Source organism: Halotia branconii CENA392 (assembly GCF_029953635.1).
Classification (GTDB): Bacteria; Cyanobacteriota; Cyanobacteriia; order Cyanobacteriales; family Nostocaceae; genus Halotia; species Halotia branconii.
Map to the genome: position 1 here is coordinate 4,400,629 of NZ_CP124543.1, position 19,706 is coordinate 4,420,334.

At 39.6% G+C, this 19,706-nt stretch carries 17 protein-coding genes and 2 pseudogenes; 6 read left to right on the forward strand and 13 right to left on the reverse strand.

Annotation, left to right across the window (positions count from 1 at the left end):
* Nucleotides 1-34: 34 nt before the first annotated feature.
* A complete protein-coding gene (locus QI031_RS19360) occupies nt 35-1,324 on the forward strand; it encodes a TAXI family TRAP transporter solute-binding subunit (protein WP_281481284.1) in 1,290 nt (429 codons plus the stop codon).
* A gap of 267 nt (nt 1,325-1,591) precedes the next feature.
* Here the strand turns inward: QI031_RS19360 and QI031_RS19365 are convergent, their stop codons facing one another.
* The 3 genes from QI031_RS19365 to argZ are packed head-to-tail and all read right to left on the reverse strand — an operon-like array spanning nt 1,592 to nt 5,064.
* Nucleotides 1,592-2,419: an Rpn family recombination-promoting nuclease/putative transposase gene (locus tag QI031_RS19365; protein ID WP_281481285.1), complete on the reverse strand. Its 828-nt coding sequence runs from the start codon at nt 2,417-2,419 to the stop codon at nt 1,592-1,594.
* Entirely contained in the window at nt 2,409-2,912 is a 504-nt protein-coding gene (locus QI031_RS19370) for a DUF2085 domain-containing protein (RefSeq protein ID WP_281481286.1), read from the reverse strand. Before QI031_RS19370 ends, QI031_RS19365 begins: the two co-directional genes overlap by 11 nt.
* A 40-nt stretch (nt 2,913-2,952) precedes the next feature.
* A complete protein-coding gene (gene argZ / locus QI031_RS19375; protein WP_281481287.1) occupies nt 2,953-5,064 on the reverse strand; it encodes a bifunctional arginine dihydrolase/ornithine cyclodeaminase in 2,112 nt (703 codons plus the stop codon).
* A 547-nt stretch (nt 5,065-5,611) separates the two neighbouring features.
* Here argZ and QI031_RS19380 point away from each other — a divergent pair.
* Together QI031_RS19380 and QI031_RS19385 are read left to right on the forward strand one after the other, a co-directional pair.
* Complete coding sequence (locus QI031_RS19380) at nt 5,612-6,037, forward strand: GNAT family N-acetyltransferase (RefSeq protein ID WP_281481288.1); 426 nt, start codon at nt 5,612-5,614, stop codon at nt 6,035-6,037.
* A 102-nt stretch (nt 6,038-6,139) separates the two neighbouring features.
* Nucleotides 6,140-6,550: a hypothetical protein gene (locus QI031_RS19385; RefSeq protein WP_281481289.1), complete on the forward strand. Its 411-nt coding sequence runs from the start codon at nt 6,140-6,142 to the stop codon at nt 6,548-6,550.
* A 204-nt stretch (nt 6,551-6,754) separates the two neighbouring features.
* Here the strand turns inward: QI031_RS19385 and QI031_RS19390 are convergent, their stop codons facing one another.
* From QI031_RS19390 to QI031_RS19405, 4 genes are all read right to left on the reverse strand, one after another.
* The gene (locus tag QI031_RS19390) at nt 6,755-7,123 is read right to left on the reverse strand and encodes a pentapeptide repeat-containing protein (protein WP_281481290.1); all 369 of its coding nucleotides are present in this window, start codon (nt 7,121-7,123) and stop codon (nt 6,755-6,757) included.
* A complete protein-coding gene (locus tag QI031_RS19395; RefSeq protein WP_281481291.1) occupies nt 7,113-7,427 on the reverse strand; it encodes a hypothetical protein in 315 nt (104 codons plus the stop codon). The genes QI031_RS19390 and QI031_RS19395 overlap by 11 nt, the downstream gene beginning before the upstream one ends.
* A 248-nt stretch (nt 7,428-7,675) precedes the next feature.
* Nucleotides 7,676-8,701, reverse strand: coding sequence for a glucokinase (locus tag QI031_RS19400; RefSeq protein ID WP_281481292.1), 1,026 nt, complete (start codon nt 8,699-8,701; stop codon nt 7,676-7,678).
* 21 nt (nt 8,702-8,722) lie between these two features.
* Nucleotides 8,723-9,370 carry a histidine phosphatase family protein gene (locus QI031_RS19405; protein WP_281481293.1) on the reverse strand — a complete coding sequence of 216 codons (648 nt, stop codon included), beginning with the start codon at nt 9,368-9,370 and terminating at the stop codon, nt 8,723-8,725.
* A gap of 320 nt (nt 9,371-9,690) precedes the next feature.
* Here QI031_RS19405 and QI031_RS19410 point away from each other — a divergent pair, with 320 nt between their 5' ends.
* The gene (locus QI031_RS19410; protein ID WP_281481294.1) at nt 9,691-10,161 is read left to right on the forward strand and encodes an anthrone oxygenase family protein; all 471 of its coding nucleotides are present in this window, start codon (nt 9,691-9,693) and stop codon (nt 10,159-10,161) included.
* Between the two features lie 12 nt (nt 10,162-10,173).
* Here the strand turns inward: QI031_RS19410 and QI031_RS19415 are convergent, their stop codons facing one another.
* The 5 genes and pseudogenes from QI031_RS19415 to QI031_RS19435 all read right to left on the reverse strand — a co-directional run bounded on the left by QI031_RS19415 (nt 10,174) and on the right by QI031_RS19435 (nt 17,308).
* On the reverse strand, nt 10,174-10,860 hold the full coding sequence (locus QI031_RS19415; protein WP_281481295.1) for an SAM-dependent methyltransferase: 687 nt from the start codon (nt 10,858-10,860) through the stop codon (nt 10,174-10,176).
* Between the two features lie 12 nt (nt 10,861-10,872).
* Nucleotides 10,873-11,109 (reverse strand): annotated as a pseudogene (locus QI031_RS19420) (Uma2 family endonuclease); the annotation flags it as partial.
* 204 nt (nt 11,110-11,313) lie between these two features.
* Entirely contained in the window at nt 11,314-12,045 is a 732-nt protein-coding gene (locus QI031_RS19425) for an ABC transporter ATP-binding protein (RefSeq protein ID WP_281481296.1), read from the reverse strand.
* Nucleotides 12,046-12,172: 127 nt separating this feature from the next.
* Entirely contained in the window at nt 12,173-14,743 is a 2,571-nt protein-coding gene (locus QI031_RS19430) for a U32 family peptidase (protein WP_281481297.1), read from the reverse strand.
* A gap of 150 nt (nt 14,744-14,893) precedes the next feature.
* Nucleotides 14,894-17,308, reverse strand: a complete 2,415-nt coding sequence (locus QI031_RS19435; protein WP_281481298.1) for a hypothetical protein — start codon at nt 17,306-17,308, stop codon at nt 14,894-14,896.
* 295 nt (nt 17,309-17,603) lie between these two features.
* Between QI031_RS19435 and QI031_RS19440 the strand changes: the two are divergent.
* Together QI031_RS19440 and QI031_RS19445 are read left to right on the forward strand one after the other, a co-directional pair.
* Nucleotides 17,604-17,822, forward strand: a pseudogene (locus tag QI031_RS19440) (type II toxin-antitoxin system HicB family antitoxin).
* Nucleotides 17,823-18,331: 509 nt separating this feature from the next.
* Complete coding sequence (locus tag QI031_RS19445) at nt 18,332-18,916, forward strand: DUF2087 domain-containing protein (RefSeq protein ID WP_281481299.1); 585 nt, start codon at nt 18,332-18,334, stop codon at nt 18,914-18,916.
* 253 nt (nt 18,917-19,169) lie between these two features.
* Here the strand turns inward: QI031_RS19445 and QI031_RS19450 are convergent, their stop codons facing one another.
* Nucleotides 19,170-19,694 (reverse strand): hypothetical protein, encoded by a 525-nt coding sequence (locus tag QI031_RS19450; RefSeq protein ID WP_281481300.1) that lies wholly within the window; start codon nt 19,692-19,694, stop codon nt 19,170-19,172.
* Nucleotides 19,695-19,706 lie beyond the last annotated feature (12 nt).

Sequence of the window (19,706 nt, forward strand, 5' to 3'; positions counted from 1 at the left end):
ATAAATATATTTTGCCAAAATATCTGTAATTATAATGAACCGCAGGCTGCTGATTCCTTTGCTGTTGAGCTTTGGCTTGACGATATTTCTAGCAGTACATTTCATTATCGATCTTAACCAAGTGCATCGCTTGACGATCGCCGCGGGATCGAAACAAGGGGAAAGTTATATTTTAAGTCAGGCGATCGCCCAAGTGATCGCCAAACACGAGCCGAAGATTCAAATCCAACTTCTAGAAACTAAAGGTACTGAAGAAAATATCCAATTATTAGAAGACAACAAAGCACAACTAGCTACCGCACAAGCTGATATTCCCACACTTCCCTCAGCTCGATTAATTTGCAATTTATACTCAGACGCATTTCAGCTAATTGTGACTGATAAATCTGGTATCAAGCAAGTTGCAGATTTTAAGGGTAAACGTATTGCTTTACCACCACAAGGAGGTGGTCAATATCAATCATTTTGGTTGCTGGCTCAACATTATCGGCTGACATCAAGCGATTTTACATACAAACCAATGTCTGAGAAAGCAGCTGATACAGCCTTTCGCAACCAGCAAGTAGACGCAGTATTTCGCGTCCGTCCTCCAGGTAATTTATCCATCCAAGAACTTGTGCAAAACAGTGGTGGTAGGTTAGTACCAATTGACCAAGCTGCGGCGATGAAAATTACTCAGCCAGCTATTGAACCAGCATTTATACCTAAAGGAGCTTATCAGGGAAATCCTCCAATTCCAGCTACAGATTTACCTACTGTAACTGTACAGAGAACACTTTTAGCTTCCAAAGTAGTCGATGGGGATATTATCCGCCAAGTTACCTCTATTTTGTATGAGTATCGTCAAGAGTTGGCGAGGAAAATGTCTTTAGCAGCAAACATTAGTCCTCCGGAAACAGTCGGCGGGACTGGTTTACCACTCCATAGAGGTGCAACTGCTTATTATGATCGAGAAAAACCCAACTTTATTCAAGAAAATGCCGAGTACTTTGGATTAATATTAACGGTTGTACTACTCTTGGGGTCTTGGATTTGGCAGTTAAAAGGGCAAATTGAGAAGATTCAAAAAAATCGTGGTGATGACTACAATCACGATATTGTTCAACTTCTCAAACAAATTGAAACTTGTTCAGATATCAATACTTTAGAAAACATTCGCTCTGACTTGTTAGATAAATTTGAGAAAGTTGTCGAAGCTTTAGACAAAGATAGAATTACACCAGAATCGTTTCAGTCATTTACTTTCACTTGGGAAGCTGCAATGTCAGCCATGCGCGATCGCAAAATTTGGTTAGCAGCAAACACAATCTCTCACTCTCCATAGAAACCCGTTAAGCATTTAGTGTCAACTCAATTAAAAATTAAAGACAATTACAATTTTTAATCTTTAATTTTTAATTAAAACTGGTCAGTAAAACTAGACAAAGAGAAAACTATGAATACTGCGATCGCTTCGCCTAAAAATATAACCATACTTCAAGGCATTTACTAGGACACTTATCAGAATTTGGTACAGATTCACCAATGAGCTCAAAAAATATCTGGGGAAGTTTTGAAATAACTAATAAAAAATAGAGTCAGTTTTCATTGATCAATCAGAGTTTTTTTGATTCATCGCTTGCTGCACTTGCTCAAGCGACAAACCCAAAGCTTCTGCTACCTGTTCGGTAGTTAACCCTAACGTCAATAATCGGGGTATTGCTTCTGATAGAACTTCTTCCTTGATTTCTTCCTTAATTTCTTCTTTAATTTCTTTTTTGGCTTCTTCTCGGACTTCTTGATATGCTCTGGTTTGCTTTAAGTCACTTAATCCAAACATTGTTGCTATCTCCTGACGAGTCATTTGTGGTAATTTGTACCAAACTATTGTCTCTATCAATTCTATAATTTGCTTTTGGACAGTTTCATCAACAATTTCTTGCCTAGCTTTGTTGATTAATCGTCGTGCTTCTTCAGTTGCTCTATTTTTTGATTCTACAACTAATTTTACTACCCCTATCCCTAGCGAAAGGTCTGCGTCTTCTCCTAATTCATCTAAATAAATGCGTTGTACTTGCTGAGTCAATAGCAGACCGCGATAGTGTATATGCACTTCCGGGTCTATACTGCGTTGAGGATACAACACAACTGCACGCCAATCATTAGGTAATTCATATTGACGCAGGTAAAGAAATATTTCACTAAAAAAGCGGGAATAAAATCTCGAATCAGATTGAAACTGAACTTCTACAAAATATATTGGTTGGTTGGAAGAATGAATGGAAGGTAAAAATAAACCATCAATGCGAAAGGCAGTTTGCTTGATTTCAACTGATGTAAATTTATAAGCATCACCAGTTGTTGCAGATTCACCAATTAACTCAAAAAATATGCTGGGGAAGTTTTGAAATAACTGATAAAAAATAGAGTCAGTTTTCATGCCAACCGTGTAAAATCGGCATCGTAAACAACCCCCATGCTAAACCCGTAATCAACCCAAAAGGCGTTACTACGTAATTATTAAAACCCCATAAACCAAAAATTTGCGCTGCCAATTCCAAAGGATAAGCCATCATTAACACACTAGCTAACGCTGCACCATTCCAGCCATATTGACTTAACCAATAAAAACCCTTACCGCCAGTCACTCCATACAGTAAGCGAGTTATCAACAAACCCGTGACAGTGCCGTAGCAACGCATACATACAGCCATAATAAACGGGGGCGCTAAATCTAACCCCATATTGGGTTGCGGACATACATGATTACCCATGAAGTAAATGATGTCCGCAATACCCGGTAGCAAAGACACCCCAGACGCAGCCAAAAAAGGAGCAACAGGCGGGCCAAAAACCATCCCCACCAATAGAAAATCAGCAAACCAACTGACCCAATTAACCTGCAACCCTCTGTTGAAAGCGACTCTCGCCATTCTCTTCCCCTGCGCCCTCTGCGCCTCTGCGGTTCGTCTCTTAACCTACCTTACTCACATAAGGACTTGTCAACTTATCCAACTGCTGAATCAACAAACTAAGGAATAACCCCACATCAGTCACCACACCCACCGATTCTACAGAACCGCGATCGCTCAACTTAGTAACCACAGCTGGATTAATATCCACACATACCATTTTCACACCAGCAGGTGTCATATTTCCCACACCAATCGAGTGCAGCATTGATGAGAGCATCAAAATCATCTCCGCACCTTCTAGATGTTTAGCATATTCTTCCTGTGCCTTAATCAAATCCATTTGGGTATCAGGTAAAGGCCCATCATCTCGAATCGAACCAGCTAACACAAAAGGTACATGATTGTGGACGCATTCATACATCACACCACTTTTGATTGCTTCCGCCTCAACTGCTTTAGCAATGCTGCCATAACGGCGAATGCTATTAATTACCTTAAGATGATGGCGGTGTCCACCACGGACAGCAACGCCCCGCTTCATGTCCACACCGAGGGAAGTACCCATGATATTTTGCTCAATATCGTGGACTGCGATCGCATTACCACCCAACAGCGCTTGTACGTATCCTTGCCGAATTAGTTGTGATAAATGTTCACCACCGCCAGTATGAATCACTACAGGCCCAGCTGTGACAACTACTTTACCGCCAGCATCCCGAATTTTCCGTAATTCCCAAGCTACCTGTTCCACAACTAATTCCACACGGCGTTCGCTAGAAACTCCCGCGGACATAAAACTGAATTCTTGAGTATTGCGTTGTTCTCGTGATTCCGGTTTACGGATGGTGCGGATACCTAGCACATCTACAATGACGCGATCGCCTACTTCTAAATCCCGGAGGATTTTACACCTAGCAACTAAGCCATTGGGAGTTTGAGAAATTGCGATCGCGCCATCCATGCGTTGATTTTCTACCTTCATCCATTGCCCATCGATCCGTACTTCGGTAGGATAAATCGTACTCACGTAGAAATCATCGGGAGCTACGCCAGCTTGAATTACAGGCTCTAGTTTGGCATCTCGCTCGTCTTCGGGCAAGTTGACAGCACCCAAATCAATTAACTGGGAGATGATTTCTTCCATCACCTCGTGGGATGGTGCTGATACCTTAACCTCAGCGGCTGATGTACTTTGCCGCTGTTCTCCCAAGTCGAAATTCAAAACTTGGAAACTACCGCCAGAATCGATAATTAGATCCAAAGCGCGGTTAATTAAACCAGAATCAAGTAAGTGTCCTTCGATGCGAATAATCCGGCTTTCTACTGAGACATTAGCATGAACTTCTGCTCGTACTGGTTCTGTTACCCGCAAGGTAAGACATTTAGCTGCACCACCAGCTTTGAGAAATTCAGTCAAAGGCGTTTCAATGACTTCAAAACCAACATCTGCTAGCCGTGTTTTTAAAGTATCACTGGCTTTGTTCATAATCACGATACTGTCCACATTCACCGTATTACAGGCAAAGTTGACGGCATCAGCTTCGGTAATTGCAATCAGTTTTTCTGGCGCTACTCGCATTTCTATTAAGCGGTTAGAATATGCGTCAAAAGCACCCGGATAGTAAAGTAAATAACCGTTAGCTAAAGGACAAAAGCAAGTATCTAAATGATAAAAGCGCTCATCAATCAATCGTAGAGACAGCACTTCAACGTCTAACCATTTGGCTAGATAAGGATGAGAATCTAATTCCGAACGAAAGCCGTATCCTGCCCAGAGCCAACGCCCTTCGCGGTCGAGGAGTGCGTCTCCGGCTCCTTCAAAGGGTAAATCTTTAGGCAGTTCATAAACTGTGTAACCATTTTCCTCAAACCATTGTTTGAAGTAGGGTTCTTCTCCTTGACGTTCTTTATGTAAAAAGCGACTAAGAACAACGTTATCCCCTAGTAGTAAGCCAGCGTTGGCGGTAAAAACCATATCAGGCCAACCGTTCTGGGGCGTTACTAAATCTACAATGGCGTGATCTTTGAGGACATGGTGTAACTTTTGCCACTGTTCGACGGCGCGATCGCGCGATGACTTGTGAATATTCCCTTCCATCCAAGGATTAATCACATAGTCCACATCGTAGTGGTCAGGAGCGCACATCAAAAAGCGAATCCGGGAAGTCATAAAAATTTTTAGAGCGTTTTAGATGCTACAAGCCTATTTTGAATACAGATTTTTTATTTTACCAGTTTTAAATCTGTTGCTAACCCTCTACATTTTAGATAGTTAAAGGTGGTACAAAGGCTTCGCTTTTTATTCTATTACCCATAGGGGTACAGTGAAGTGACAAGATGGTCAAAGATCAAAGACATAAAGCTAAAAGTGTATAATTCTATGATCTTGTAGCCATGCAGTGCTAGTAATACCAATTCAAATAATGTTTGCGACAGATAAATTCTTCGTAGGGAACATCACTCACCTGTGTCAATTTACAGCAATTTTCAGGCTTGGCCTTCTCACCCGCCTTGGAATCAATTCCCAGGCTAATAGCGAAAGTCTACTAAAGTAGACTCAAGATTTTGGGCAATATCTAGTAATCTAAAGATTACTTTGGCTATTAGCAAGGAACTGAAGTTCCTTGCGGGGCAAAGGCTTCGCGTTCAGTTGACACCAATGGGCAATGTTCCCTACTCATCTGTCGCATTCTTTTTTCAAAATGGTATAACTTCAAGTGACAGAACTAACAATAACAGTTGAAGATAATCCGAAATTAAAAGATATTCAGGTTGTAATTGGCAATATTCTTGATTACAACAATAACAGCCAGATAGAAAAAGATATAGCGTATCCTCTAGCCGTTTTAATTCGAGATGCTACAGGTGAAATTGTTGGGGGTTTAGTTGGCAAAACACACTGGGGATGGTTATTTATCTCGCATTTGTGGGTTTTGGATACACTGCGAGGTCAGGGATATGGACGACAATTAATGCACAAAGCCGAACAAACAGCTAAAGAACGTGGTTGCGATCGCGCTTATCTCGATACTTTCAGTTTTCAGGCTTTGGGCTTTTATAAACGTCTAGGCTACGAAATTTTTGGGATCTTAGAAAACTTTCCCCCAGGTCATCAGCGGTATTTTTTACAAAAACAAATTTAGAGATTATCGTTCGTGTAATTGTTTTTAACTAAATGGAAGCTTTACCCAAAAATTGGTCAGATATCCAAGCTGATACTGTATATTTTTCAATCAGTATTAAGTATGACAAGAATCGAATTAAAAAATCATCCAGTCTGGCAATATTTGACTGAAATACTAGAAAATTTAAATACTGATGTTCTTGTCAAAGAGCATCTTAAACTATGTGATTATCAAATATGCGGTTACTGGGATGAACAAGACGAATATTATGAAATAGTTACTTTGCCTCGTACCATAGAAACAGAACTAGTCAGTAGTTCTATCGGCGTTACCTACAATAAACGCTTTCTACAACTGAAGTTTTTTCTAATAGCTTTTGCTATTGATGACATACAAAAAACAAATAATAATTTTCAAAAAGTGGGTAAGTTGGTTCTTATTTATGATGAAAATCTGGAATTTATTGATGAAAATTTTATCTTAGATATTGATTCTCCAATGCTGACAATCAAACGCACTCGCTCTGAATAGACAGCTTAAATTAAAAACTAACTTCCCAATCTAAAGATATATGATATAGGCAAATCTGACGACTACAACTAAAAACAACCGTCAGATATTTAACAACGTAAGTTCGATGAATCTCGCTGATAAAGGTAATCCCAAACAAGCAATTGAGCGTCCCTAAAAATGAGCGAACTGACAGTTTTATCTTTCATGGTATATGTTCTAAAGCTAAAGCTTTTTCATATTTCTGCTGATGGGGTCAAAACCTTGAGAAAAGCTGGTGCTGTCATCATAGCAAGCACCAGTTAAATCTGCTCCGTACAATTTGGATAGGTTAAGTTTAGCTCCTCGCAGATTTGCTTCTTGTAGTTTCACACCACTCAAATTCGCTCTAGTTAAGTTTGCTTTGGCTAAGTTAGCTCTACTTAAATCAGCTCCCCAAAGTTTGGCTTTAGCTAAGTTAGCTCTACTTAAGTCGGCTCCCCATAAATTAATTCCAGGCAAATAGGCTCCAATCAACTTAGTTTTACTTAAGTCTGTTGCTGGAAAATACCTTTCTCCTGCGTTATAACGCCGTGTCAGTTCTTCAGCATCCATGATTTGTGTTAACTTTATTCAATAATAAAGAAGTGATTTGTTGCCATTCTTGATTTAACTCTCCTAAAAACTCTGGCTGGCCACTACGTCGATACCAGTAACGAGCATTGTTCAAATCGCCTTCTTTACGATGTAAATAGGCATGAACCCAAGCACTATCAGCATCGCTCACATTTTGAACTATTTCATGAGCTTGGTTCCAATCACTTTGCTTGTCATACCATAAGGCTTGCAATGCTTTTGGTAATGTCAGGGGGCATGGGCGCTGTTTTGCGATCAATCGTAGAAATTCCTCTGTAGTCATAATCGTTACTCAACAAAATCAAACCTTTATTCAGTCTAATAAGTTAATAATTTGCGATTATTAAACCACAAGTTATACCGTTTCACTTTAAAGTTGATACATTTGGGGAAGCAGGGGAAGCAGAGGGAGAAAATAACCTATGCCCCATTCCCCATGCCCCATTCCCCATGCCCCATGCCCCATGCCCCACGCCCCATGCCCAAAAACTTCATCCCGCAAGTGGCGTGAAGTTTTTTATTAGTGAGGATTTATAACCTAGCAGCGCATAAAGCAGCCCCTATTAGCCCCACTTGGGGATTGAGAATAATATATACAGGTATTTCTTCAAGGATAGGACGCATTCTACCTTTTTGAGTGAAATTGAGCAGGAAATTGCTGTTTTGGATTAAAGGAAGTATTTTAGGTGCAATGCCACCGGCAACGTATAAGCCGCCGTAGGGTAGAAGTTTAAGGGCAAGATTTCCGGCTTCTGCACCGTAAGCCTCTATAAATAATTGTAAAGTTTGTTCTGAAAGGCGATCGCTTTTTTGTAATGCTGCTTTACCAATAGCAGCACCAGGATCAACACTTTTTTCTTGTTGTCCTGCTTCTTGTTCCCAAGTTCTAATAATTTGGGCAATTTCTGGTGATTCGGTGGCTATTTTGCGATCGCGCAGAAATTGGTAAATTGCGACAATTCCCAATCCAGAAACTACTCGTTCTACAGAAACACGCTGGATATCATGTTTATCCAGCAGATATTTTAAGAGTTGAAACTCTAACTCGGTACGGGGGGCAAAATCAGCGTGTCCACCTTCGGAGGGAAAAACTTGATGCTGATTTCCTTGTTTCATTAAAAAGCCTTGTCCTAAGCCAGTACCAGCACCAATAATGGCAATAGGGGCATCGGGTTTGGGTTTGCCAACTTGTAAAGTTAGTAGGTCTTGTTTATTTAAACCAAAAATACCATAACCAACAGCAGCAAAGTCATTGATTAAAGAAATTGAGGCGATGCCTAATTCTTGTTCGAGGCGTTGGGTATCTAAGAACCATGCCAAATTAGTCAGCTTGGCGGTATTATTAACCACTGGCCCAGCGATCGCAAAACAAGCTTTTTGTGGTGTTGGTGTTTTAGCTTTTTGCAAAAACTGCTGCACCATCGGCACTAAATCAGGAAAGTCACCACTAAGATAAACTTCTTCACAAATAGTATGTAACCCTGATGAATCTGAGGTTTCAACTAAACGTAAAATAGTTTTTGTGCCGCCAGTGTCTCCTGCTAATAATAAGGTCATACCAGTTATAGTTAATGGGAATTAGTTAAATCGAATTACTTCTTCTATATGAGTCAAATGGGAAGTGTCACCTTTTAGTTCTAGCAACCATTCTGGATCTTGACGCACGACTTTTACTAAGGAACACAGGGAAGCCTTAACTTCTGTTTTGGCAATTTCCCCTACTAACCCCATTGCCCCACCTAATACGGAAGCACCATGTCCTACAAGTAGAATATCGTGTGGGAAGAACTCTGTAGATAAACATCTAGCGGCTTGCCCAGAACGTTCGCGCACTTTTTCGTGAGTTTCAGGATATTTAGCCGCGATACGTGAGGTGTAGCTAGTATCAATTCTGGGGAATAATTCTGCTAGCGCCCAAACTGACAGTCTTTCTGGTTCCTCTGTCATCCAAGCAGGGTTAAGCCATTCACTTAAGCCTGTTTCTAATTTAATGGGTAAATTTAGCACTTGGGCGATCGCATTGGCTGTTTGTACTGTCCGCAAGAAAGGAGAAGCGAAAATATGGGCAATTCGTTCTCTTTTTAAGCGTTTAGCTAACTGCTGTGCTTGGATAATTCCGTCATCAGACAAAGGTGGATCGTAGCGTCGTTCTGCGGTGAGAAACCAATCAGGATTTACAAAGTCGAGGCGGTTGGCGTGTCTTGCGATCCAGACTATTTGACTCATGAGTTTTTATATATTTTCCCCTAGCTAAAGCCTTGGGCTACACAAAATAGAACCACGCTTAAGTAGGCTTTCAATTTAATATACTCTGATGATGAGGAGCTTTGTCTAGTAAAAAGTCGTTATGCTTGTCAGCCCTCAATACTGCTCGGTTAAGCTCAAAAAGCTTAATATTTGTAGGTTGGGTTGAGGAACGAAACCCAACATGTCTGGGGTTTTTTTGGGTTTCACTTCGTTTAACCCAACCTACAATGATCCTTAAGCGAGTAGTATTGTGTCAGCCCTAGTTTTACGTCTGTTTTAATCGTAATTAGGAATTATCAATGGCACTCAAAGTTTTTCAGCTACTAGCAGTTATTTTAATGGGCGTACAGTTGGGCGTTTCTTACGCACACTTTATGCAGATGCCAGGAAAGTTATCATTGCCTCTTGATTGCTACATCTTGGTACAAAATCAAGTAATTAGCTATAAAGTCAAATTATCTTTCATTGAGATTCCATCTCTCATTTCTGCTGGGCTAGCAACTATTTTAATTCGTCGCCAGCGAAAGTCTTTTTGGCTAACTTTAGTTGGATTAGCTTGTATGATTTTGATGTTGATTGTTTGGGCATTATTTATTCAACCACTCAATCAGCAAATTGATAATTGGACTTTGCTCACTGCTCCCACTAATTGGTCTACTCTTCGTTATCAGTGGCATTTTTATCATTTAATTCGTCTGGGAATATCATTTATAGGAATGGCAGCACTTACCGCTTCATTATTATTTGATAAAGCCAAGTCTCGCGTATAAAAAATTTTGGATTCATCTATCTGAATTTACACGTAACATTTGATTGCCATTTTTCTGAAATTCGTAAGGGACTTTTTTAATTTCTACTGAATATCCTTGCTTTTTTAATTCATTAATTACTGGATTTAACCAAGGCGATGTTTCACCTGATATATTCAATAATGGAAAAACCCGTACTTCCTTAGCAACTCTGCACATTTCTAAAATTGATGATAAATGAAATGCTTCTAAAAAGTTATCGGAATAAGTAAATAATAAGTGGGAACATAAAGCTAAATCAAACTGATTTGTGACAAACGGTAATATAGGTAGTTCATCTTTTATATAGCGTTTTTCTATAATTCCTATAGGAAAATCCGCCAAAAATTGCTGCATTGCCGCCATGCGAATTGCGCCCATTTGTTCTGGCGACTGGATATCTTGCCAAATATAATATTCTTGATTGGCTTTAACACCTTCGACGACTGTTTCATAAGTATCTTCAATCCGTTTACTAATTTCATCGGCTGTAAATTGATAAATTGGATCGCAAGAAATAACTTTATAGCCTTGAAGTGTCATTTCTGCGTTGAAACTAGCAGGCCCACCAGCACAATCAAGTATATTTAATTTGAGTTCTTCAGGAGTTAAATTAAACATTTTGACGTATTCCTTCATCGAACGCCCCCAAGGAATAACGTTTTCCAGTTTAAAAACCATTCGGCTCAACTCCTACAATTTTAACCATCCAAATAATTGTCTTACAGTCAATTGCAAATTACTAACTAAATCAAGAACTGGTAATACTTCATGTTCTTCTTGTTGAAGTTCCGGTTGCTGTTGTTGGGGATAGACTAAAACCGATCGCTCCTCTGGATCAATCAACCATCCGAAACTACTACCGTATTTGAGACAGTGCAAAATATTTCCGGTGACTTTCGTTTGATTTTGATCTGGTGAAAGAATTTCGGCGTTGCTGAATCATGGGATGAAGCACGATGTATTGAAATCTTAAACTCCTTATTCTCTCTGCGCCTCTGTCTTGAAAAGTTTGTTACGGAGGGAAACCCTCCTGACAACTTTTCGCTGCGCCTCTGCGTGAGATAAATCATCCCGCAATTATGTTAGGGGTTTAGTTGGTAATTTCACCATCTATTTTTGCCTTTCAAGTCTTCATCCCAAATAAGCTTTTTTGACTCGTTCATCACTAATTAATTCTGATGCTACACCTGTCAAAGTTATAGAACCAGCTTCTAAAACATATCCGCGATCGGCAATTTGTAGAGCTAAATGAGCATTTTGTTCAACTAACAAAATAGTCACGCCAGTAGCACGTAAGTTTTCAATAATTGAGAAAATTTCTCGAACGATCGCAGGTGCTAAACCCAGGCTAGGTTCATCTAAAAGCAGTAGTTTTGGTCTACTCATTAAAGCACGGGCGATCGCTAGCATTTGTTGTTCACCACCGCTGAGGGTTCCTGCTAGTTGATTACGTCTTTGTGCCAAGCGTGGAAACAATTCAAATTGATGCTGAATATCTGCTTTTATTTCTGCTTTATTGGAACGAATATAAGCACCTAAAAGTAAATTATCTAAAACTGTTTGCTTCGCTAACACTCTGCGTCCTTCTGGACAGTGGGCGATACCAATTTTGACGATCTTATGGACTGGGCGGCGAGTAATATTGCGTCCATTGTAGATAATTTCACCACTTCTAGGATTAACTATTTTAGATATAGCCCGGAGTGTGGTAGTTTTACCAGCACCATTTGCACCAATTAAAGTAACTACCTCACCTTTTTGAATAGTTAAGTTAATTTTTTTGAGAGCCTGAATACCGCCATAATTAACATTAAGGTCTTGAATTTCTAATATTGTAAATTTTGGTTGCTCATCTATGTTCATCTGGAGTTTACATCTAGAAATGTTCAATACTTATACCATGTCTCGTTAATCAAGCTGAATAAAAAATATTGGTAATTAGGGCTTTAGTCCTGACTTTGGGGACTAAAGTCCCTACTACAAACTGCAATTATGACCGAATTGCAGACACTTCCATAGAACCACGAGTTACCCCTAATTGATTTTGCAATTTCAACTCTCGCCAGAGTTGAGAACCTGTAATTTCACCTTGTAGTAGTTGGCGGTAGCAATGTATTGTTTTGCTTACTTGTTCTGGTGTTTCATTCACAAATTCAATGCGGAAGTGGCGTAAACCAATGTTTATCAGACGTTGTATATACTCGGCTCCAGTTTGGGCAGTACCATTAAATACAGTATTACGACAACCGACATCTGCTTTGAGAACGTGTTCACTACCCACGCGGTCTTTTAACTTCACCTCGTGTTTATCACAAGGTCGTCCACAGTTAGTGTAGTCTGTCCCTGTAGAGAGGAAGGCACAAAAAACACAATGCTCCATGTGAAACATTGGTATATGTTGGTGGATTGTCGCTTCAAACCACTGGGGAGGACAACTAGTAAGCAAATCTTCCAATTGATTAATGTTCAAGTCGTAGGATGCTGTTAACCGTTCTAAACCGAAGCGCTGGTGAAAGTAATCTGCTGTTAAGAGGTTGGTAATATTTAGTGAAAAATCACCAATACAACGGTCTGTGCCAAAAAATTGCAGTTGGTCATAATTTCGTACCAGATAACCATCTGCCTCTGAGGCGCATACTTGTTGCAAAATCCAGTTTTCTCCAGGTTTAGTAATGCGGGGTGGTGCAACCCAGATGGTGGAGTTTTGATTTTGTTGACGTACTAGCTGCACCGCTTCTTTGTAAGCGCGGGGGTCTTCAAATTCACAGTAAAGTGTCTCAATACCAGCTTTTAGGGCAGCTTGGAGTTGTTTGAGGTTTCGTACCAGAACTATAAGTGAAGGGGATAAGGAAGATGATGGAGATGAAGGGGGAAGTAAATCTTGAAAAGAAACATCAGAATGCAATTGCCAGCGTTTGGGTTGAATCCGCAACTCCTCTAACTGCACGACTATCTCCCGCCGCATTCGGTTCAACTCACTTACAGGCAACATCGCAGCACCAATGAGATGATTTTCTAGCGACCCCAAATAAAACGGAGTATTACCCAGACGACCTAACTGTGATTGCAAACGTTCAGTGGTCAGGGGTTTAGTGTGTGCCTCTACCAGAGAAATAGCAGATTCCATCTGGATAATATTACCAAGTTCATCGCGGGCGATCGCAATTAATGGTTGACCAACTTCTCCATGAACTTCTAAATAAATAGGACGCTGAAATTGGGGATTATCCCCAGCAAAACTCTGACGCAGTTGTTTATCGAGTTCTGGATCACTGGTTTTCCAAACTTTATCACCTACATGTATCCGACGAAAATTCAGGTCGTCCCGGCCAAAATTTAGTACAGTTTCCTGACCTTTGTGTACCACCCCATAAACCCGACCGCCTTCTTCCTTACCCTCTGGATGACCACAGTCAAAAACAATTCCGTCTCCTGGTTTGACTGGCGCTTTCAGTTTAAGTGTCACCTCTTCGTTGCGAATACGAGTGACTTCACCTAGATAAACCCCGCGCTTTTTACCAAAACGGGCGTGAACTAATTCTTGATTATTAATTCCATCAAACCAACCTGTGTAGAGTCCACGAGAGAATGCCATCTCTAGATTGTAGCGTTCTGGATCTATTCGACTTTTCCCTGAAACTGAGAGGGCAGCTTTTATCCCCCCTTCCCTTGTAGAGAAGGTGGTTAGGGGGTTAGGTCTTTCTAATTCTGCGATCGCCCGATCTAAAGCTTGCCGATAAACACGGGTAACATTGGCAACATATTCTGGGGCTTTCAAACGACCTTCAACTTTCAAAGAAGTTACACCTGACTTGACCAAATCTGGCAGTACTTCCAACCCCGCCAAATCTTGAGGACTCAGTAAGTATTTGCGTTCCCCTAAATCTACAACTTCCCCATCAGCAATTAACTCATAAGGCATTCGGCAAGCTTGGGCGCATTCGCCCCGATTCGCAGAACGTCCGCCTAAAGCTTCACTTGTTAAACACTGACCAGAATACGCCACACACAAAGCACCGTGGACAAAAACTTCCAAGGGTAGCGAAGTATCCTGTTTAGTAATTTGCTGCTGAATTTTATTGATTTCTTTCAAAGAACATTCACGCGCCAGTACCACCAAATGACAGCCCAAAGACTTAGCAAATTCCACCCCAGCAGCGCTAGTGATGGTCATTTGCGTAGATGCATGAATCGGGAAATCGGGCGATAAGTAACGGATGAGACGACAGATACCTACATCCTGCACAATCACTGCATCTACACCTGCTGCAATAATTGTGCAGAGATATTGCTGTGCCTGTGCTAGTTCTTTGGGAAATATTAATGTATTGACGGTGACATAGCCTTTTACACCCCGATGGTGCAGAAATTGCATTAGTTGCGGTAAGTCCGACTCCGTGAAATTTTGCGCCCGCATCCTAGCGTTGAACTTATCCAAACCAAAATAGATCGCATCAGCCCCATTTTCTACAGCAGCTTTGGCACATTCCCAATTACCTGCCGGTGCAAGGAGTTCAGGACGTTGAAGAAAGGGTTGGAAAATGGGGCGATCGCTTTTCATCAGGCTTGGGGTTAAGTAGCACCGTAATGATTTTATCTAAGATAGTCGGCAATGGTGGGGGAGGGGAGGCGATGCACTTACCCGCACTGGTGTCTTAATTTGCCTTTAAATGATAAAAGATGATATTTTCCCCGTAATTATTGAATTCAATCAAGCCCAATTTTGATGAATACGTTCTCGCAAAAATCTTTGACTATCATAAGCTTCGGATGTTGGCAAAGAAATATAAACTTTATCTTTTTCAAGACAATAATTAATAAACCATTTGATAACTGTACACCAGTCTTGCCAATTTAACTTTCTTTTATTCATCAGATCTCGTACTTTCCCAATATAGTTTTTACCAATTACGGGAGTTGTCAAAGCCATTTCTATCATATAACTTCCTTCTTTATCATCTACAGCAAATTCGTAATGGATGCGTCCGCAAGGAGTAATCTTGACTCTTTGTGACTCATAAATATTAATATCAGTTGGATCGTAAGGCTCAATTAGACGATAACTCATGAGAGCTTCAAGATGTTCTTTAACTAATCCCCTGCTAACAGCAGCAGGCTCAAAATAATTCATAATATCCTCAATTGAGCGATAGATTTTTTCTGAATCTGTTGTTTCCGAATAGACATCTAATAACATGCGAAGTATTGACAGCCTTAACAAGGGACTTGTAATACTACTTGAATTGACTTCAAAAAGATTCAGTATAAAATCACTATCCTTCTGTTCAAAACGATTGTAGTCTCCAACTAGAAGTGCTTTTTTTATTTGACGACGATTTGGACGAGATTTATTACCAACAATATAAGTTTTAACAAGCTCTGGAATTCCAATAATTGGTGAAGTAATAATTCTCTGGGCTATTTGTAAACTTCTACGAATATCATAATTAGAAAGCCACCCGATCACGCGTCCTATGTAATCTTCGTTAATAAATATATCTTCTATAGCTAAAGCAAATGCGCTAATATTAGATATTGAAACTCGAATTCCTTTTCTAGTAAAGTATTGTCTAGATATTTCAGAATCTTCTATCGTCTTTTCTTTAATAAAATCAACTCTTTTAGCAAGAATCTCTTTTGTAGATGGTACAGGTAAGTAAAAACTGATGCTTTCGTAAGACTGAAATGGTCCTGATTTTGATAGCTGCCAAATTGTCCGATCTGTTATCGGACAAATTATAAATGAAAAGACACTTCTATATATTGATTGGGCATATTGAAAGACTGCATCCTGAAAAGTTTGCGGAAAGTGATCGGTATTATCAAATACTATACATGGCATTAATAATCTGGCTTTAGCTGCATTTTCAATTAATCTCATGACGTACTTATCAGGATGCCTCTCAATCAAATCTGCCATGAATTCTCCAAATTTTTCTTTAAATTCATTTTTATTCCTTTCATATAAATGTTTTCGTTCACCATATCTCCACCGATCGTACTCTTTAATAAAAACTCCTTGAAGTTCTTCATAGGAAGGATATTCACCTTTAAAAAGCTTTTTTTCTAGTTCAATTTTTAGTTTATCAGTAAGCCATCCTACTATGTTCGTTTCTTCCCCACTTGAATCAGCCAAATTAATCTGAAGAAATAGGCAGCGATCGCTTAAATGTTTATCCAAAATTAGACGGAAAAAACGGTCAATAAAAGTGGACTTACCAGCTCCTTTGTTACCTATAATTATAACAAATTCTCCTCTCTGTAATTCAACAGCATTTCTTATTTTATTTTCTAACTCACTTCCTTTGTCCGAATTTACAATATCAATTCGATTCAAAAGATTTCGTGTTATCTTTTGAAGGTTTTCATCTGCTGTTCTACTTTCTTTAGACTCCACAAAACATTTCGCTAGCATATCAGGATCATTTTCACCTGACATACTGCTAAAAAAACTACGATAAACATTCTCAATATCAGCAAAAAATGTAGATTTATCAAGTAAACGTCTATCAGAAATACTAATTATAGATTCCAGCGATTCACTATGATTAACCTGTAAACCTTCTGCTTTACGTACATGTACCTGATATAAATTATTTAGCATTCCCTCTCTGGAAAACAAATCATAAAAGATAGCAAAATTTTGTTGCACAGCTTCAAGGCTAGGAAATACTACTGCTTTACCTTCTGATGGTGGTATACCGTCAGTGCGAATAGCCCAAAAACCAATCCATTCAAAGCCAGTTGTTATGGCAGAAAACAGCGCAGCAGTGTCAGCACAGTAGCGCTTTGCCTGAGCAAATGCATCAAAAGCAGACTTAAGAGCAGGACCACCAACTTTGTACCAAGCCATACGTACTTGACAAGTATCAATCAGTAGTTTTGCTCTTCGTTTCGCCTCTACTACCAGTCTGCTACGTCCTCCGGAAGCTATTAGGTAATCAATATAGCCAGAATCAGTATGGGGTTCTGTAATAATTTCCGTTCTTTCCCATCCCAAAACTTCGGTTAAAATGCGATCAATAACTTGAAATCTTGCATCCTCTTCTGTTTCAATTTTTATACTGGTTTGTGTTAATTCTATATACAGTAGATCAAATTTTTCTTTTGCTTGATCGATATTCATCAGGTATGATCCTTTGCAAAACCTTAGTTTAGCGATTTATAGCTATTATTAGTATATTTATACTACTATACAGAAAGCAAAAAATATTCTGATTATCAAGTAATGGATTATACGTTAAGATTTGCCGTGATCAATTTTATTTGACAGGCAAGAAAGTTTTCAAAATGTCCACTATCTACATTTAGATGAGCCAAAAATTGTTGACTCTAATGAAGCAATCCCCTTTGTCGTTGAGATGAATTAGGTAATTACTCCCCAGTGTTATAAGTAACTAGGATTATGTGAAATAGGAAGAATGAGCGATCGCTACAGTATGGTAATTCAATGGTCAGATGAAGATAACTGCTACTTGGTACACTTACTAAAGTTTCCTTAGCAGCAATTCCACACTCATGGTAAGACTCATGAAGAAGCCGCTAAACATACACAAGAAATGATTGAATCTCTGATTGAATGGTATGAAGAGCTAAGAAAACCTCTACCAAAGGCGATTACTTTTCCTCAGAAACATTAAAATCAAATACTTGTTATTAAGAACGCAGGGGGCAGCACTTCGGCTTACTTCGACTACGCTCAGTACAAGTCGCTCAGTGACCGGGAGCAAAGAGCAGGGGGAAAAGAGGGTTTCATGCTTTTTGTACAAATGCGGGAATTAGAACTAATTACGCGGACATGATATCATCCCAAAAATTTTTATCTTAGGGTACTACCTCTGAACGCAACTTAGTATTGAGCGATCGCACACTAACTTTACACAATTCAAAACACATTGGATCAGCAATTTGATAGATAATGCTGCTTCCTGTGGTTATTCTTGGGAAGATATCCGCCTTTTCATTGGGTCTTAAGGTGGCAAATGTAAAGAACAAATTAAGAAATCTCAATTCTTTACAAAACGAATCTCAAAATTAACATTAATTCACAATTAACTAAAATCCAAGCCTCTGGTGCATTGGAGGAGAACAACACGAGTAATTTGATTTCTCTCTAATTCGATTGGAATCGAATTAAGCATCACAAATTATGAACAAACAACAGTTTCAGACACTACTACAATTTTTTAAAGCTTTGGCAGACGAAAGCCGATTGAAGATTGTGGGTATCTTAGCAAATCAGGAGTGCAGCGTCGAAGAATTGGCAGCACTCATGCAACTCAAGGAACCGACAGTATCTCACCATTTAGCGAAACTCAAAGAGCTAAATTTGGTGACTATGCGCCCTGATGGTAATAGCCGTCTGTATCAGTTAGATAGCGAAGTATTGCAAAGCATTAGCAAAGAAATTTTCACCGCTGAGAAAATAGCCTCTTTTATGGAGGGTATAGATACTGAAGCCTGGGAAAGCAAAGTCATGAACAACTATTTAGAGGCTGATACTAGCAGCCTGAACGGAATACAACGCCTCAAAGAAATTCCCGCTAGTCGCAAAAAGCGCTTAGTAATTCTCAAATGGTTGGCAAACAAGTTTGATTTAGGGGTTCAGTACCCTGAATGCACAGTCAACGAAATTCTCAAGCGCTACCATCCTGACTGCGCTACCTTACGGCGAGAATTGATTAGCCACCAGTTAATGCAACGAGAGAATGGTATTTATTGGCGCATAACCTAGAGTCAAAAAAGCAGTTATCGAATAATATAGCAGTCGAAAGGAGCCGAAGTGCTATCACGAACACTCCTCAAAGAAGTGGGCTGACCGCCGCCTTTGTGAGTTCGATGAACCTCTCCCTAACCCCTCTTTGACGCAAAGAAGGGCAGAAAATTTCCTAGTTTTAAACGAAAAAATCAAGGTTTCAAAGCCTCTGCCACTGTAGGGGTTTGGAGAGGGGTTATTTAAGGCCGTCGAACTTACGTTAACTACTGTATCAAGGATACCCTTGGGGATACATCGGTATATAAGTTGGTGCGGAAAAACCCGGAGATATTTGGGGATATATTGGTATGTAGGTCGGCGTGGAAAAACTTGGAGACACTTGGGGATAAATCAGTATGTAGGTTGGTGCGGAAGAACCTGGTAAATATCCTGGATACCCTTGAGGATACATTGGTATATAAGTTGGTACAGGAATATTTGGAGATGTTTGGGGAAAGTTTGATGGACATCCCGTATAGACTTGTGAATAAGTTGATGTTGGACAAGGTGAATATGTAGCAAAGTTAGGTTTTTGCTGTGTGTTTATCCAAGATTGATTGGTATATGGTGCTGCTTGATTATTAGAGTCAATCCCCAACCATTCTTCTAAAAGGCGTATAGCTTGTTGATTAATAATAGGTTCAAGAGGTATGGCTAAACTTTCTTGGGCTGTCATCATAACTATTGAGATAGCCAGCATTAATGATGCAGCTAGTTGATAAGACTGTTTTAAAAAGAATTTGTATTGTCTAATCATGTTTTAGCTTCA